This is a genomic window from Bradyrhizobium elkanii USDA 76, from assembly GCF_023278185.1.
GTDB lineage: Bacteria > Pseudomonadota > Alphaproteobacteria > Rhizobiales > Xanthobacteraceae > Bradyrhizobium > Bradyrhizobium elkanii.
In genome coordinates this window covers 6,028,589-6,042,891 of the sequence record NZ_CP066356.1, presented here as the reverse complement: position 1 = coordinate 6,042,891, position 14,303 = coordinate 6,028,589, and the positions used below count along the sequence as shown (strand labels likewise).

Annotated in this window: 13 protein-coding genes; 9 read left to right on the top strand and 4 right to left on the bottom strand. The window is 65.3% G+C overall.

Annotated elements, in window-relative coordinates; genetic code table 11:
* Positions 1-7 precede the first annotated feature (7 nt).
* Positions 8-1,192 carry an HlyD family secretion protein gene (locus JEY66_RS29300; protein ID WP_018270788.1) on the bottom strand — a complete coding sequence of 395 codons (1,185 nt, stop codon included), beginning with the start codon at positions 1,190-1,192 and terminating at the stop codon, positions 8-10.
* Positions 1,193-1,348: 156 nt separating this feature from the next.
* Between JEY66_RS29300 and JEY66_RS29295 the strand changes: the two genes are divergently transcribed.
* A complete protein-coding gene (locus tag JEY66_RS29295; protein WP_018270789.1) occupies positions 1,349-2,053 on the top strand; it encodes a TetR/AcrR family transcriptional regulator in 705 nt (234 codons plus the stop codon).
* A 13-nt stretch (positions 2,054-2,066) separates the two neighbouring features.
* Here JEY66_RS29295 and JEY66_RS29290 read toward each other — a convergent pair whose 3' ends face one another.
* On the bottom strand, positions 2,067-3,782 hold the full coding sequence (locus tag JEY66_RS29290) for an ATP-binding protein (protein ID WP_080650344.1): 1,716 nt from the start codon (positions 3,780-3,782) through the stop codon (positions 2,067-2,069).
* 139 nt (positions 3,783-3,921) lie between these two features.
* Complete coding sequence (locus JEY66_RS29285) at positions 3,922-4,848, bottom strand: LysR family transcriptional regulator (RefSeq protein WP_026192556.1); 927 nt, start codon at positions 4,846-4,848, stop codon at positions 3,922-3,924.
* A 166-nt stretch (positions 4,849-5,014) separates the two neighbouring features.
* Here JEY66_RS29285 and JEY66_RS29280 point away from each other — a divergent pair, with 166 nt between their 5' ends.
* The 8 genes from JEY66_RS29280 (at position 5,015) to JEY66_RS29245 (ending at position 13,722) form a co-directional block, all read left to right on the top strand.
* Positions 5,015-6,034, top strand: a complete 1,020-nt coding sequence (locus JEY66_RS29280) for a class 1 fructose-bisphosphatase (protein WP_018270791.1) — start codon at positions 5,015-5,017, stop codon at positions 6,032-6,034.
* Positions 6,035-6,044: 10 nt separating this feature from the next.
* Positions 6,045-6,920 (top strand): phosphoribulokinase, encoded by an 876-nt coding sequence (locus tag JEY66_RS29275; RefSeq protein WP_026192557.1) that lies wholly within the window; start codon positions 6,045-6,047, stop codon positions 6,918-6,920.
* Positions 6,917-8,938, top strand: coding sequence for a transketolase (tkt, locus tag JEY66_RS29270; protein WP_018270792.1), 2,022 nt, complete (start codon positions 6,917-6,919; stop codon positions 8,936-8,938). The genes JEY66_RS29275 and tkt overlap by 4 nt, the downstream gene beginning before the upstream one ends.
* Before the next feature lie 15 nt (positions 8,939-8,953).
* Positions 8,954-10,036: a class II fructose-bisphosphate aldolase gene (gene fba, locus JEY66_RS29265; RefSeq protein ID WP_026192558.1), complete on the top strand. Its 1,083-nt coding sequence runs from the start codon at positions 8,954-8,956 to the stop codon at positions 10,034-10,036.
* A 36-nt stretch (positions 10,037-10,072) separates the two neighbouring features.
* Positions 10,073-11,530 carry a form I ribulose bisphosphate carboxylase large subunit gene (locus tag JEY66_RS29260; RefSeq protein WP_038382128.1) on the top strand — a complete coding sequence of 486 codons (1,458 nt, stop codon included), beginning with the start codon at positions 10,073-10,075 and terminating at the stop codon, positions 11,528-11,530.
* Between the two features lie 12 nt (positions 11,531-11,542).
* Entirely contained in the window at positions 11,543-11,968 is a 426-nt protein-coding gene (locus JEY66_RS29255; protein ID WP_018270795.1) for a ribulose bisphosphate carboxylase small subunit, read from the top strand.
* A gap of 111 nt (positions 11,969-12,079) precedes the next feature.
* Positions 12,080-13,009, top strand: a complete 930-nt coding sequence (cbbX, locus tag JEY66_RS29250) for a CbbX protein (RefSeq protein WP_018270796.1) — start codon at positions 12,080-12,082, stop codon at positions 13,007-13,009.
* A complete protein-coding gene (locus JEY66_RS29245) occupies positions 13,006-13,722 on the top strand; it encodes an HAD-IA family hydrolase (protein ID WP_018270797.1) in 717 nt (238 codons plus the stop codon). Before cbbX ends, JEY66_RS29245 begins: the two co-directional genes overlap by 4 nt.
* Here JEY66_RS29245 and JEY66_RS29240 read toward each other — a convergent pair.
* Positions 13,653-14,186, bottom strand: a complete 534-nt coding sequence (locus JEY66_RS29240) for a hypothetical protein (protein ID WP_129964932.1) — start codon at positions 14,184-14,186, stop codon at positions 13,653-13,655. The two genes, JEY66_RS29245 and JEY66_RS29240, sit on opposite strands and share 70 nt — an antisense overlap.
* Positions 14,187-14,303: the final 117 nt, after the last annotated feature.

The window sequence follows — 14,303 nt, the reverse complement described above, 5'->3', positions numbered from 1 at the left end:
ACATCACCTATTTGAAGGAGGCGACAGCGAGCTTGGGAGAGGCGCTGGAGCGCGGCGCCTCAGCGGGTTGCGACAAGGTTGCGATGGTCGGGATGACCGACATGCCGGGCCGCAATTCGACCGCCGTCGCGTCGAGCGCGATCTTCACCGGGATGCGCTGCACCACCTTGGTGAAGTTGCCGGTCGCATTGTCTGGCGGCAGCAGCGCGAATTCCTGGCCGCTGGCGGGCGCGAGACTGTCGACGTGGCCGCGCACCACCTGTCCGGGGAACATGTCGACGGCGATCTCGACCGGCTGACCCTTGCGGACATTGGTGAGCTGCGTCTCCTTGTAGTTCGCGATCACATAGGCGCCAGTGGCGGGCACCAGCGACATCAGCTGCGTGCCGGCCTGGACGAACTGGCCGGTGCGCAGGGTGCGGTTGCCGACCACGCCGTCGATCGGGGCCGTGATGGTGGTGTAGCCGAGGTTCAGCTCGGCCTGATGCTGGAGCGCGGTTGCGCGCGCCTGCGCCGCGACGGCCTGGGCAATGTCGGCCTTGAGCAACTCCACCTGGCGGAGCGCGGAGGCGAGGTTCGCAGTATCGCGGGCGACGGCGGCCTGTGCGCTGGCGTAGCGCGACTGCGCCTGCTGCGCGTTCTGCACGCTGCCGAAGCCGGTGCCGGCGAGGACGGTGTAGCGCTTGTTCTCCTGCTCGGCAAAGGTCTGCGTCGCGGTGTCGACCGCGAGCGTCGCGCGGGCTGCTTCGATCACGGACTGCTGCACATCGAGCTGCGCATGCTTGCTGGCGATCGCGGCTTCGGCGGCCGCGACGTCAGCCTTGGCCTGATCCAGCGCGACCCTGAAATCGCGATCGTCGATCCGCGCCAGCATCTGGCCGGCGCGCACATGCTCGTTGTCGCCGACCAGCACCGCGCTGAGATAGCCGGAGACTTTTGGCGCGATCGTCGTGTTGTCGGCCTTCACATAGGCGTCGTCGGTCGAGACCTGAAAGCGGCCGACCGTCCAGTAATCCCAGCCATACCAGGCGCCGCCCGCGAGCACGGCGAGCGCCGCGCCGGCCAGCAGCAGGCGGCGAAGCCTGCCCTTGGCGGCGGGCGGCCTGGCGGCCTCCGGATTTGCGATCAATTGCCTGGCGGTCTCGGCCGGAACCTGGCTCTCGGCCTTGAATGATGTCTCATGCTGGCTCATGGCAGTGCTCCTGATCCGTTCTATCCCGCTGGAAAATCTTACCAATTTCGGCCGGTGCCCGCTGGATTAATTAGGAAACTTGATGTTTTCCAAAATAGAGCCCATATTGGGAGTGTCAATAGAATGACAGGCATCATTTAAAAGCATGGCTCGCGGATGAACCGGAATGACAAGGATCAGACTGAGCAAGGCGCGCCGGCACGGCGCGGCCGCGGGCGGCCGCAGCTGCGTTCCGACGACGAGACGCGCGCGCTGATCTATGAGGCCGCGCGGCGCGAGTTCTCCGAGCGCGGCTTCGCTGCGGCCAACATCGCCGACGTGGCCTGCCGCGCCGGCGTCTCCACCAAGACACTCTACCGGCTGATCCCGACCAAGCTGGCGCTGTTCGAGGGCACGGTGACGGACCGGATGGACCGATTCATATCCGCCGTAAATCTCGGTGCCTGCGACGGCCGCGATATCGCGGCGGCATTGGAGGCGGCGCTCTCGAGCTGTGGCGAGCTGATCCTCGATGCCGAGGTCATCGCGCTCCAGCGCATCATCCTGGCCGACAGCGACAAATTCCCCGACATCGCCGAGATGTTCTACGAGAAGGCGATGCAGCGGACCCTTGGCGCGCTGGCTGCGTGGCTGGGTGTGCAGCAGCGGCGGGGACGGATCGCCGTGGACGACGCGCAGGCCGCCGCGGGCATGCTGCTCGGCATGCTGGTCTTCCAGCCGCAACGCGACGTGATGTACGGCCATAGGCCGCCGCCGTCGCGGGCGCAGATCGAGGCCCGAGCCAAGGCCTGCGCGACGCTGTTCCTGTCAGGATGCGCCGCGCCGGCCGACCAGACCAAGAAGCGGGGCGGGGAGGCGTGATGCCGCTGCAGCGTTACTTGCCCATTGCCGCCGCCGGCGGCTGGGCCAGCACGTGCCGGATCATCCGCGCGAGATCGGATTTGCGGTAGGGCTTCGGCAGCAGCGTCACATCCGGGTCGAGGCGGCCGTGGTGGATGATCGCGTCCTCGGTGTAGCCGGACGTGAACAGCACGCGCACCGAGGGCAGTTTGGCGATCACGGCATCGGCGACCTGCCTGCCGTTCATGCCGCCGGACATGATGACGTCGGTGAACAGTACGTCGCAGACGAACCCGTTGTCGACCGCAGCCAGTGCTTCCGGGCCGTTGGCGGTCACCATGGTGCGATAGCCAAGCTGCTCGAGCTGGGCGCTGACGTAGTTGCGCACCAGCGGATCGTCCTCGACGACCAGGATGGATTCATTGCCGCCGCGCGTGTCGACCGGAGGCGGCGGCTCGACGTCGATCATGTCGCCGCTGCTGCGCGGCAGATAGAGCTTGATCGAGGTGCCGTGGCCCTCTTCGGAGTAGATCTTGAGGTGTCCGTTGGACTGCTTGATGAAGCCGTACACCATGCTGAGCCCGAGGCCGGTGCCCTTGCCGGTGTCTTTGGTCGTGAAGAACGGCTCGAACACCTTGTCGCGGATCCCCGCCGGGATCCCCCCGCCGGTGTCGCTGACCGCGACCATCACATATTCACCCGCCCGCACGTCGGGGTTGGCGACGGCATAAACCTCGTCGAGGATGACGTTGCTGGTCTCCAGCATCAGCTTGCCGCCTTCGGGCATCGCATCGCGGGCATTGACGGCGAGATTGAGCAGCGCGGTCGCCATGTGGTTCGGATCGATGAAGGCCGACCAGGCATCGGGCTCGAGCGCGGTATCGATCTCGATCTGCTCGCCGAGCGAGGGGCGCAGCAGCCGCGCGGTGTCCTGCACCAGCGTGTTGAGATTGGCTTCACGCGGCTGCAGCGGTTGCTGCCGCGAGAAGGCCAGCAGGTGCTTGGTCACTTCGGCGCCGCGAAACGCCGCGTCGCTGATCATCTTGGTGACCGACGAGAGCGCGGCGTCGTGCTCGACGGCTTCGGCGAGGATGTCGATCAGGCCGGTGATGACGGTCAGGATATTGTTGAAGTCGTGGGCGATGCCGCCGGTGAGGTGCCCGACGGCCTCCATCTTCTGCACCTGGCGCAGCTTCTGTTCGGCTTCGAGCTGTTCGCGGGCGGCCTCGACTTCGCGGGCGCGCATGAAGATTTCCGCTTCCATCTGCTCGGTGCGCTCGCGCAGCCGGTCGGTCAGCTGGTCCTGCTCGGCACCGCGCTGCTTCAGCTGAATGAAGCCGGTGACGTCTTCGACCCGATGGATGATGTAGCTGAACTGCCCGTTCGGCCCCAACACCGGCGTATTGCGCGGGCTCCAGTAGCGTTCCTCGAAGCCGCCGCCCTCCGACTCGGGCTTGCGGATATCGTATTTCTGCACCGTCATGGTGTCGGGGCGGCGGAACTGGACCACGCGCTCGAGCGAGGCGCGCAGGTTCCGCACGCCGTCGGCGGCCGGATCGTCCGGATTGTCGGGAAACACCTCGAACAGCCCGCGCCCGAGGATCGCGGCGCGCTCGGTCTTGGTGGCGCGCAGATAGGCGTCGCTCACTGCCACGATGCGGAAGTCGGGCTGCGTCAGCACCAGATAAAGGCCGGGCGCCGCCTCGAATAACGCCTTGAAGTCGGGCGTCGGCGGGGACTGGTTCTGCAGTTCAACCTCCCTCGCAGGGTGCGGTCCGCCGGGTGACCGCAGTCAAGATGTGACATGCGTTTCGCGGAACTTCAATGCCTAACATACGGCACTGGCTCGATTTTCTCGACCGATCGGGCGTTGCGACATCGCCCGGGCGCTAGTTTGAATTCGGCAGATAGCGCCAGCCCTCCTTGCCGAGGAAATCCAGCATGGCCTGCGCGGGCGGCAGCAGGATCTTGTCGGTGCGCCTGATCGCGTGCCACTGCCGGACGATCGGCAGGCCCTTCACCTTCAGCACCACCAGCCGGCCGTCCTCCAGCTCATGGAACACCGTGTGCTGGGAGATGAAGGCGATGCCGAGCCCGGCCATGACAGCCTGCTTGATGGTCTCGTTGCTGTCCATCGCCATGCCGAGCTTCGGCTCCAGCCCGACCCGCTCGAAATATTGCTGCATCAGCATCCGCGTGCCCGATCCTTGCTCGCGGGTGATGAAGGTTTCGTTGGCGAGCTCCGAGGGGGCGACGTGCCGCCGCCGCGCCAGCCGATGATCGGGCGCGGCGATGATGAAGTGCGGATGCCGGCCGAGCGGCTTCATCTCCACCTCGACATCGGCCGGCGGCCGGCCCATCACCGCGATGTCGAGATCATAGCCGCGCAGCGCGTCGCGAATCTCCTCGCGGTTGCCGATCCTGAGCGTGACCTCGATCTTGGGAAAGCGGCGCGAGAACGCCGCGATCGCAAACGGCACGAAGTATTTCGCGGTGGAGACCGCGCCCATCGCGACGCGGCCGCCGCTGCGGCCGGCGATCATGTCGAGCGATTGCTCGCAGTCCTTCAGCGCCGCCTCGATCCGCTCGACCAGCGTCAGCACATGCGCGCCGGCATCCGTCAGCGCCATGCCGTCGCCGGTGCGCTGGATCAGCGGCAATCCCGCGAGCGCCTGCAAATTGCGGAGCTGCAGCGTCACCGCGGGCTGGGTCAGGTTCAACCGGTTGGCGGCCGACGTAATCGAGCCTGCCTCGTGCAAGGTCGACAGTGCGCGCAGCTGGCGGATGGTGAGATCCCGCGAGAAGTTGCCGGCCATGACAAGCTCCATAAGAAATACTTTGCCCGGACCAAAGATAATAAAATTTCCCTAATTGGGCAATTCGCGCGTTGATAGGGCGAAGGCGACTCCCTGAGGTCGCCTCTCGAAGCCTCGGGACAGAGGGCGCGATCATAGGGAGAGGCCGGTGGAGATTCGTCCTGCATTGCATGCCCATCTGGAGTGGCCGACGCAGCACAACCCGTTGCGCGCCGCGACCGTTGTGGTGATCGAGGCCCTTGCGGGCGCCGCGATCGAGCTCTCGCGCATCATTGCCGCCGGGCCGCTCGCCGGCATCGGCGGCGAGAGCGGCGGGGTCAATCCCGACGGCGATCGCCAGAAGACCATCGACATCGTAGCCGACGACCTGATGCGGAACGCGCTGCGCACCGCGCCGGTCGCCGCAGTGCTGTCGGAGGAAGTCGAACTGCCCGAGACGCTCGATCCCGACGCGCCGCTCTGCGTCGCGATCGATCCGCTCGATGGATCCGCCAATCTCGAAAACAACATCTCGATCGGCACGATCTTCTCGATCCGGCCGAAAGGAAACGACGTCATCTCGACCTTCTTCGAGCCCGGCACGGCGCAATGTGCCGCCGGCTGCTTCATCTACGGTCCGCAGACCGTGCTGGTGCTGGCGCTCGACCGGCGCGTCGACTGCTTTACGCTGGACCCGCGAACCGGCGAGTTCGTCCTGACCGCGCGTGACCTGCGCGTGCCGCAGGATGCGTTGGAATTCGCCATCAATGCCTCGAACCGGCGGCACTGGAGCGGCCCGGTGCGCAGCTACATCGACGAGTGCCTCGCCGGGGTGAACGGCGAGCGCGGGCAGGACTTCAACATGCGCTGGATCGGCTCGCTGGTCGCCGAAGCCTACCGCATCCTGATGCGCGGCGGCGTGTTCCTGTATCCGGCGGATGCGCGCCAGGGCTACCGCGAAGGCCGGTTGCGTCTGCTGTACGAAGCGCATCCCATCGCACTGATCATGGAATGGGCTGGTGGCGCCGCGTCGAACGGCCGGTCGCGCATTCTCGAACTGTCGGCCCGTACGCCGCATCAGCGCGTGCCGCTGATCATGGGATCGACGCGCGCCGTGCGCGACGTCGATGCGATCCACCTGACCGTCGAGCCGTTGTTCGAGAGCAGCGATGCCCCGCTGTTCGCGCGGCGCGGCCTGTTCCGCTGAGGAGGACCGCATGTCACGTCGACATCCCATCATCTCGATCACCGGCTCCTCCGGGGCCGGCACCACCTCGGTGAAGAAGACGTTCGAGAACATCTTCCGCCGCGAGAACGTGGTCGCCGCCTATATCGAGGGCGACGCGTTCCACCGCTACGACCGCGCCGAGATGCGCAGCCTGATGGCGGAGAGAGCCGAGCGCGGCAACAAGCACTTCAGCCATTTCAGCCCCGAGACCAATTTGTTCGAGGAGCTGGAGAAGTTGTTCAGCGACTATGCCGAGACCGGCACCGGAACCACGCGGCACTATGTGCACGACGAGGAAGAATCGCGGCTTTACGGCGCCAAGCCCGGCACCTTCACCGCTTGGGAGGCGCTGCCGGAGAATTCCGACCTCTTGTTCTACGAGGGCCTGCATGGTGCCGTGGTCACCGACAAGGTGAATGTCGCGCAGCATGCCGACCTCAAGATCGGCGTCGTGCCTGTCATCAACCTCGAATGGATCCAGAAGCTGCATCGCGACCGCAGCCATCGCGGCTACTCCACCGAGGCGGTGACCGACACCATCCTGCGCCGCATGCCGGACTACGTGAATTACATCTGCCCGCAGTTCACCGAGACCGACATCAACTTTCAGCGCGTGCCGACGGTCGATACGTCGAACCCGTTCATCGCGCGCTGGATCCCGACGCCGGATGAATCGATGGTCGTGATCCGCTTGAAGAACCCGCGCGGCATCGATTTCCCCTATCTGCTCTCGATGATCCCGAACAGCTTCATGTCGCGCGCCAATTCGATCGTGGTGCACGGCGCCAAGCTCGACCTCGCGATGCAGCTCATCCTGACCCCGCTGATCCTGCAATTGATCGAACGAAAGAGGCGAACGATATGACCGCACTTGCGTCCGTTGCCAGCCGCCCCGAAATCAGCCACGACGAGATGGCGAACGCCATCCGCTTCCTCGCCATCGACGCGGTGGAGCAGTCGAAATCCGGTCATCCCGGCATGCCGATGGGCATGGCCGATGTCGCGACCGTGCTGTTCACGGACTTTCTGAAGTTCGACCCGGCCGATCCGGCCTGGCCCGACCGCGATCGCTTCGTGCTGTCGGCCGGTCACGGCTCGATGCTGCTCTACGCACTGCTTTATCTCACAGGCTACGAGAGCATGACGCTCGACCAGCTCAAGGCGTTCCGGCAGTGGGGATCGAAAACCCCGGGCCATCCCGAGTATGGCCACACCCCGGGTGTCGAGACCACGACCGGGCCGCTCGGGCAGGGGATTGCGACCGCGGTCGGCATGGCGCTCGCCGAGCGGCTGATGAACGCGCGCTTCGGCAACGACCTCGTCGACCACTACACCTATGTGATCGCCGGCGATGGCTGCCTGATGGAAGGCATCAGCCATGAGGCGATCTCGCTGGCCGGCCATTTGCGGCTGAACCGCTTGATCGTGCTGTTCGACGACAATCATATCTCGATCGACGGCGCCACCTCGCTGTCCTGCTCGGACGACCAGACGGCGCGGTTCAAGGCCAGCGGCTGGAATGTCAACCGCATCGACGGCCACGATCCGCAGGCGATCACCGCGGCGATCAGGCAGGCACGATCGAGCGATCGTCCGTCGTTGATCGCCTGCCGGACGGTGATCGGGTTCGGTGCGCCGAACCGGCAGGGCAGCGAAAAGGTGCATGGCGCGCCGCTCGGTGCCGATGAGGTGGCGAAGACCCGTGCCGCGCTGCGCTGGCCGTATCCGGCATTCGAAATTCCCGACGCGGTGCTGGCGGAGTGGCGCGAGCTCGGCGGCCGCGGCCGCGACGCGCGGCGGGCCTGGATCGAGCGCTCGCGCAGCGCCTGCAAGGGCGACAAGGCCGAACGGTCCCCTTTTCATGACGCGCTGAACCGGAAATTGCCCTGCGCCTATGCCGAGGCGATGGCGAAGCTGGTGGAGCGGTTCGCGACCGAGCGGCCGAAGCTCGCCACGCGACAGGCCTCGCAGCAGGTCATCGACGTGATCGCGGAGGCGTTGCCCAACCTGCTGGGCGGCTCGGCCGACCTCACGCACTCCAATCTGACGCTGGCGAAGTCGCAGGTTTCGGTGCGGCCGGAAACGCTCGACGGCAGCTATATCCATTACGGCATCCGCGAGCATGGCATGGCCGCGGCGATGAACGGCATCGCCTTGCACGGCGGGTTCATTCCTTATGGCGGCACCTTCCTCAGCTTCGCCGATTACAGCCGGCCGGCGATCCGCCTCGCGGCGCTGATGGGGATCCGCGTCATCCATGTGATGACCCACGATTCCATCGGGCTCGGCGAGGACGGCCCGACGCATCAGCCGGTCGAGCATCTGGCGGCGCTGCGTGCGATCCCGAACGTCCTGGTGTTCCGCCCGGCCGATGCGGTCGAGACCGCGGAAGCGTGGGACTGCGCGCTGAAGGCGGAGACCTCGCCGTCGATCCTCTGCCTGTCGCGGCAGGCGCTGCCGACGGTTCGCGACGGCAGCAAGGACAACCAGGTCGCGCTCGGCGCCTACGTTCTCGTCGAGCCGGCCTTCGCGCGTGACGTCACCCTGATTGCAACGGGTTCGGAGGTGGTGATCGCGCTCGAAGCCGCAAAGCTGCTGGCGGAAGACGGGGTACAGGCCGCGGTCGTCTCGGCCCCGTGCTTCGACCTGTTCCGCCAGCAGCCGAGCGACTATCGGGCCAAGGTGCTGGGCAGCGCCCCGCGCGTCGGCGTGGAAGCCGCGGTCGAGGGCGACTGGGCGCGCTGGCTCGGTGACGACGGTGCGTTCGTCGGCATGACCGGCTTCGGCGCTTCCGCGCCGGCCGACGTGCTCTACCGCGAATTCGGCATCACGCCCGCGGCAATCGCTGCTGCAGCAAAACAGCTCATTCAACGAGCGAACTGAAAGGAGGACGCCACCATGGCGCGGATAACCCTGAGACAGTTGCTGGATCATGCCGCCGAACGCGGCTACGGCGTGCCGGCCTTCAACATCAACAATATGGAGCAGGGCCTCGCCATCATGGAGGCGGCCGCGGCCTGCGATGCGCCTGTCATCATCCAGGCCTCGCGCGGCGCGCGGTCCTATGCCAACGACATCATGCTGGCGAAGATGATCGACGCGCTGGAGGAGATGCATCCGCAGATTCCGCTCTGCCTGCACCTCGACCACGGCAACGAAGAGGCGACCTGCGCCACCGCGATCCGCTACGGCTTCACCTCCGTCATGATGGACGGCTCGCTCAAGGCCGACGCCAAGACCGCGGCCGACTATGACTACAATGTCGACATCACCCGCCGGGTCGTCGACATAGCCCACTGGGTCGGCGCGTCGGTCGAGGGCGAACTCGGCGTGCTCGGCTCGCTCGAGCATGGCGGCGGCGAGCAGGAGGATGGTCATGGCGTCGAAGGCAAGCTGAGCCATGATCAGCTGCTCACCGATCCGGACCAGGCGGTCGATTTCGTCCGGGCCACCAAGGTCGATGCGCTTGCGATCGCGATGGGTACCTCGCATGGCGCCTACAAGTTCACGCGGCGGCCCGACGGCGAGATCCTGGCGATGCGCGTGGTCGAGGAGATCCACAGCCGCCTGCCGAACACCCATCTGGTGATGCACGGCTCGTCCTCGGTGCCGCAGCCGCTGCAGGACATGTTCAACGCGTTTGGCGGCGAGATGCCGCAGACCTGGGGCGTGCCGGTCGAGGAGATCGTCCGCGGCATCAAGCACGGCGTGCGCAAGGTCAACATCGACACCGATTGCCGTCTGGCGATGGCCGCCGCCTTCCGCAAGGTCGCCGTCCAGTCGAGGAGTGAGTTCGATCCGCGCAAATTCCTGAAGCCTGCGATGGATGCGTTGCGCGATCTCTGCCGTGACCGCTTCGAGCAATTCGGCACGGCCGGCAATGCCGCCAGGATCAAGGTGGTGGCACTGCCGGAGATGGCCCGTCGCTATCGCGCCGGCGCGCTCGATCCGCAAATTGGAAAGATGACCCAGGCCGCCTGAGCAAATGGCGACGAACCACAGGAGATTTCGATGAACATGCAGCAGTCGATCACGGTGCGCGGCAAGGATCGCTACAAGTCCGGCGTGATGGAATACAAGCGGATGGGCTATTGGGAGCCGAACTACGAGCCCAAGGACACCGACGTCATCGCTCTGTTCCGCGTCACGCCGCAGGACGGCGTCGATCCGACCGAAGCCTGCGCGGCGGTGGCGGGCGAATCCTCGACCGCGACCTGGACCGTGGTGTGGACCGACCGGCTGACGGCCGCGGAGAAATACCGGGCGAAGTGTTACCGCGTCGATCCGGTGCCGAACTCGCCGGGCAGCTACTTCGCCTATATCGCCTACGACCTCGACCTGTTCGAGCCGGGCTCGATCTCGAACCTGACCGCCTCGATCATCGGCAATGTGTTCGGCTTCAAGCCGCTGAAGGCGCTGCGGCTCGAGGACATGCGGCTGCCGACCGCCTATGTGAAGACATTCCAGGGCCCGGCGACCGGCATCGTGGTGGAGCGCGAGCGGCTCGACAAGTTCGGCCGTCCCTTGCTCGGTGCCACTGTGAAGCCGAAGCTCGGCCTATCCGGCCGCAACTATGGCCGCGTCGTTTATGAAGCCTTGAAAGGCGGGCTCGACTTCACCAAGGACGACGAGAACATCAACTCGCAGCCCTTCATGCACTGGCGCGAGCGCTTCCTCTACTGCATGGAGGCGGTCAACCGCGCGCAGGCCGCGACCGGCGAGATCAAGGGGACCTATCTCAACGTCACCGCGGCGACCATGGAGGACATGTACGAGCGCGCCGAGTTCGCCCATGAGCTCGGCTCCAACATCGTCATGATCGACCTTGTGATCGGCTACACGGCGATCCAGTCGATGGCGAAGTGGGCGCGCAAGAACAACATGATCCTGCATCTGCATCGCGCCGGCCACTCGACCTACACGCGGCAGCGCAGCCACGGCGTCTCGTTCCGCGTGATCGCGAAATGGATGCGGCTCGCCGGCGTCGATCACATCCATGCCGGCACGGTGGTCGGCAAGCTCGAGGGCGATCCGAACACCACCCGCGGCTACTACGACATCTGCCGCGAGGACTTCAATCCGCTGCACCTGGAGCACGGCGTGTTCTTCGACCAGAACTGGGCGAGCCTCAACAAGCTGATGCCGGTGGCCTCCGGCGGCATTCATGCCGGCCAGATGCATCAGCTGCTCGATCTGCTCGGCGAGGACGTCGTGCTGCAGTTCGGCGGCGGCACCATCGGCCATCCCCGCGGCATCCAGGCCGGCGCCACCGCCAACCGCGTCGCGCTGGAGGCCATGATCCTCGCCCGCAACGAGGGGCGCGACTACGTCCACGAAGGGCCGGAGATCCTGGCCAAGGCGGCGCAGACCTGCACGCCGCTGCGCGAGGCGCTCGACGTCTGGAAGGACGTCACCTTCAACTACGAGTCGACCGACGCCCCCGATTTCGTTCCCACGCCGAGCATGGCGGTCTGAGAGGAGGTTCTCATGCGCGTGACCCAAGGCTGCTTCTCGTTCCTGCCCGATCTGACCGACGAGCAGATCGCCACACAGGTGCAATATTGTCTCGACAAGGGCTGGGCGGTGAACATCGAGTTCACCGACGATCCGCATCCCCGCAACACCTATTGGGACATGTGGGGCCTGCCGATGTTCGACCTGCGCGATGCGGCCGGCATCATGAAGGAGCTCGCCGACTGCCGGCGGGTCTATGGCGACCGCTATATCCGGATCTCCGGCTTTGATTCCAGCCCGGGCTGGGAGTCGGTTCGCATCTCCTTCATCGTCAACCGGCCGCGGGAGGAGCCGGGCTTCCGGCTCGACCGTCAGGAGGCCGCCGGACGCAATCTGCGTTACGCGACCCATTCCTATGCAGCGGGCCGCCCCGAAGGCGAACGCTACACCGATCATTGACCGCGTCCGGCTTGCAAACCAGGCGGGTTGCTCCCTCGACCGCCCTGGTCCGGATGCACTTCTCCGTCGTCGCCCCCGCGGCGACGGAGCTTTTCCAGGCGAGAAGGGATCATGACCCAGGCGCAAGAACAAATCCGCGAGACCCCGCTCGAGACCATCGACCTTCGCCACGAATTCGCCGACCTCGGCATCGGCGACGTGCTCGACCAGCTCGATTCCGAATTGATCGGCCTGAAACCGGTGAAGACCCGCATCCGCGAGATTGCATCGCTGCTGCTGGTCGAACGCATCAGGCAGAAGATGGCGCTGGCGACGACGTTTCCGACTCTGCATATGTCGTTCACCGGCAACCCCGGCACCGGCAAGACCACGGTCGCGCTGCGGATGGCCGGAATCCTGCATCGGCTCGGCTTCGTGCGCCGCGGCCACGTCATCAGCGTCACGCGCGACGACCTCGTCGGCCAATATATCGGCCACACCGCGCCGAAGACGAAAGAGATATTGAAGAAGGCGATGGGCGGCGTGCTGTTCATCGACGAGGCCTATTACCTCTATCGCCCCGAAAACGAGCGCGACTACGGGCAGGAGGCGATCGAGATCCTGCTGCAGGTGATGGAACAGCAGCGCGAGGATCTGGTGGTGATCCTGGCCGGCTATGGCGACCGCATGGAGAAGTTCTTCCAGAGCAATCCGGGCTTCCGCTCCCGCATCGCGCATCACATCGACTTCCCGGACTATTCGGACGGCGAACTGCTCTGGATCGCCGAGCTGATGTTGCAGCAGCAGAATTATCGTTTCTCTCCCGAAGCACGCGAGGCCTTCATCCGTTACATTGCCGTGCGGAAGGAACAGCCGCTGTTCTCCAATGCGCGCTCGATCCGCAACGCGCTCGACCGCATCCGGTTGCGCCAGGCCAACCGGATCGTGGCGAAGCTCGACCGCACGCTCACCGCCGACGATGTGATGTCGATCGAGGCCGGCGACGTGCTTGCCAGCCGGGTGTTCGTCAAAGGCGCCGGTGCGCCGGGCGAGGGACGATGAACGAGGCGCTCGCCGTGATCCGGTCCGCCGGGATGCGCGACATCATTGCGAGCGCTCGCGCCTTGATCTTCGATGTCGACGGCACGCTCGCCGAAACCGAGGAGGTGCACCGCCGCGCTTTCAATGAGGCCTTTGCCGAAGCCGGCCTCGATTGGTTTTGGGACCAGGTCACTTATGCGCGGCTGCTTCGGGTGGCCGGCGGCAAGGAGCGCATCCGCGCCTTCGACCAGCGCAACGCGGTCCCAATGCTGACATTCGCCGAGATCGCCGACCTGCACAGGATCAAGACCGCGCGCTACGCCGCGCTGATCGCCGCCGGCGGTTGTCCGTTGCGGCCGGGCGTCAGGGCCTGGCTCGCCGGCGCGCGCAGCCGCGGCCAGCGCCTGGCGATCGCAACGACCACCTCGCATGGCAATATCGATGCGCTACTCTCGGTTTCGCTCGGGCTGGACTGGGCCGATCAGTTCGAGGCGATCGTTGCCGGCGACGACGTGCCGCGGAAGAAGCCGGCGCCCGATGTCTACACCGAGGTCCTGACCCGGCTCGGGCTCGGGCCGGGAGATTGCGTCGCCGTTGAGGATTCCGGCAACGGCCTTGCTGCCGCGGCAGGCGCCGGTATCCCCGTCGTCATCACCCGCAGCACCTATTTCAGCGACGACGATTTTGCCGAGGCACTGCTGGTCGTCGACGATCTCTCTGACATCGATGCCTGAAGGCCGCTGCCAGTTTCGGCAAATTTATTCGTGTTGTTAAATAAATGGAGCTTGCGTCCATAGCAGGGTAGGGGCACAATCCCACCGAAGGTTGCCAAAACTGGTTTCGTGCGACCTGGAGAGCTATGAGACTTGTCGACAATTCCAAACGGCGCCTCGCGATCCTCCACATCCCCGATCAATTTCTTCGGATAATTAAATAAATGGCCAGTCGGTGCTTGCATCCGTGCGGTGGGAGCAACATCAATCAAAGGGCGCAAAAAGCAGGGCCACACCGCCGGAGGTTCTGGCGGATGCTGGCGCTCGCCAACAATTCCGGGAGATGGGCGCCTCAAGATCATCCACGTCGTTCCTGCGTCTTGTTCGTTCCACGGCATGACTCGCGGATGAACCGGGCATTGCGGGATCGACATGGCCGATCGTGCGGAGTGAGCATTGGCGCTGTTGACGGGTTCGATCGACATTCCGCAATTTCGGTTCGTGACGGTCCCGGCGCCGGTCTGACACCGCCGTAGATCTGCGGTCCGCCCACGAATGATAGCTGCCGATTGACGCTGTCCACGGCAAACGGAATCGCAACT